This window comes from Bifidobacterium sp. (assembly GCF_050874245.1).
Taxonomy (GTDB): Bacteria; Actinomycetota; Actinomycetes; order Actinomycetales; family Bifidobacteriaceae; genus Bifidobacterium.
The window spans coordinates 1-2,465 of the sequence record NZ_JBNMKH010000149.1 but is presented as its reverse complement, the minus strand read 5'-3'; the positions used below and the strand labels follow the sequence as shown (position 1 = coordinate 2,465).

The following is a 2,465-nucleotide window of genomic DNA, read 5'->3' as shown; positions in this document are numbered from 1 at the left end:
TGTACGAGACCATGCCTCCCTGTGCGCGGGAGAAGAGTGCTTCGCGGCCCTGCCCGCGCACACCCACGTTCCAGCGTCCGAAGGTGATGGCGTCGTCGGACGAAGCCGTGCCGGTCGTGTGTGCCGTGGTCGCTTCGGCAGTCGCGTTGTCCGTGCCGGCCGCTTTATCGGCCGTACCAGCCGCATCAACGCCCTTCGCGACTGCCACCACGCACTGGCCGAACGCCAGCTCATAGCCGGCCGGAGCCCAATCGCACGCCTCGCCCAGCTGCTGCGAGACCTCCAAAACCAGCTCCTCGGCATTGCCGCGGTAATCATCGATCGGCCAATCGACGTCGAACAGGGCGCTTTCGCCGGACGGCACGTCGAAATGCCGTGCGGAAGCCCACACCGGCTTGCCGTCGGCGAGCACGCGCAAGCCAAACACGTACGCGCCCGTCGACACGAACAGGTTGTCGTTCGTGACGCGCACACTGTCCTGCGTAACCGCGATTTTCACGTTCGCATACAGCTGCTTGACTTCCTGCGCCTTCGGCGAGGGGGTGCGGTCGGCGAACAGCAGGCCGTCGCCGGAGAATTCGTAGTCGCTTGGACGGTCGCCGAAATCGCCGCCGTAGCACATGCGCGTCGTGCCGTCGGGCAGTTTGGCTTCGATCGCTTGGTCGATGAAATCCCAGATGAAGCCGCCTTGGTACATCGGATAGCGTTCCAGCGCCGTGTATTCGTCCATGTTGCCGCATGAATTGCCCATCGCGTGCATGTATTCGCAGGAGATGTACGGCTTCTTCGGGCCGTCCGTATGCACCGGGCTGCCGTCCTGCAGGTAGCGTTCGATTTCGTCGGCATGCGCATACATGCGGCTTTCGATGTCCGTCACGTCCTCGAATTCGCGCATGTGCACGGATCCCTCGTAATGCACCGGACGATTCGGGTCGATCTCGTGCGCGTGGCGGTACATCGCACGGAACACCTCGCCTGCGCTCGATTCGTTGCCGAGCGACCAGATCAGCACGCTCGGATGGTTGTAGTCGCGGCGCATCATGCTGTTGATGCGGTCCACGCACGCGCCCTCCCATTCGGGACGGCTGCCGGGGATGCCGTCTTCGGGGCGTTCGACGTTGTTGGCCACCCAGGTGCCGTGCGTCTCCATGTTGGTTTCGTCGATCAGGTACAGGCCGTATTCGTCGCACAGGTCGTACCAATATTCCTGGTTTGGATAGTGCGAGGTGCGGATGGCGTTGATGTTGTGCCGCTTGCAGAAGATCACGTCGGAAAGCATGTCCTCGCGGGTGATCGCACGGCCGCGTTTCGCGTCGAATTCGTGGCGGTCCGCGCCTTTGAACACGATGCGTTTGCCGTTGAGCATCATGATGCCGTTTTCGATGCGGAACGTACGGAAGCCGATGTTCTGCGTCACGGTTTCGATGGTTGCGCCGTCATGTCCGATGACGCGCACGGTCAGCGTATACAGCGTCGGCGATTCGGCGCTCCACGGCACGATGTTGGACAATTTGCCGGAATCGAGCGTGATTTCGCCGTTGCAAGCCTGCGTTGATTCCCATACGACGTTCCCGTGGCTGTCGCACAGCGTGCTTTCGATGGTCGACGCGTCGGTGGGATTGCGCAGGGCGAGCTTCGCTTCCAGCTTGGCGGTGTCGGCGATGCCGGTCGTGTCGTAGTCGGCTTCGATCTGCATGGTTTCGATGTGCGTGCGCGGCTGGGCGGCGAGCTCCACGGAGCGGAACAGGCCGTGCAGTCGCCAGAAATCCTGGTCTTCCAGCCAGGATGCGCTCGAATATTCGTAGCAGGCGACGGTGAGCGTATGCTCGTTCGGGGAGATTCGGGCGGCGGCTTCGCCGGTGGCTGCGCCGTCTGCCGCGCCACGCAGCGCCTCCGTCACATCGAATTCGTTCGGCGTGAACCCGTCCTCGCCATAACCCACGAATATGCCGTCAAGCCATACGTAGATCGCGGTGGCTGCGCCGTGGAACGTCAGGCTCACCGTGCCCCCGTCCTCCAATGTGCGCGCGAGCGGCGCATCCAGCGAGAACCGGCGGCGGTAGATCGCCACATGGTTGTTTTCGGGGATGTTCGGCGCCTGCGGATCCTCATGGCCGTCCCACGGATACTGGATGTTGACGTACTTGTTCTTGAGATAACCGGCCATCTGCAGATGCCCCGGCACTTCGATCGCGCCGAAATCGCCATCCTTGAAATTGGCGGCCGCGAACGGAGCGCTTTCCACGTCCACGTTGCGCGCTTGTTCGATACGAACCTTCCATTCGCCGTCGAGGCTCTGCTTCGGCTCGCTCGTCTCGCCGATGACATATCGGTGGCTGGAATGTGCCGGCTTGCGGTTCGCTGCGAACACCGTCGGATCGGTGAGCCAGCTTGCACTTGCCGTGGTTGCATGTACGATTGCGAGTTCGGCTGTATCTGCCATCTTGCATCCCCCTGTATTACTT

At 62.2% G+C, this 2,465-nt stretch carries 1 protein-coding gene; it reads right to left on the bottom strand.

Annotated features, from left to right (window positions below):
- The coding region (locus ACR0P8_RS09340) for a glycoside hydrolase family 2 TIM barrel-domain containing protein (protein WP_432624798.1) at positions 1–2,443 on the bottom strand (2,443 nt) is incomplete at its 3' end.
- Positions 2,444–2,465: the final 22 nt, after the last annotated feature.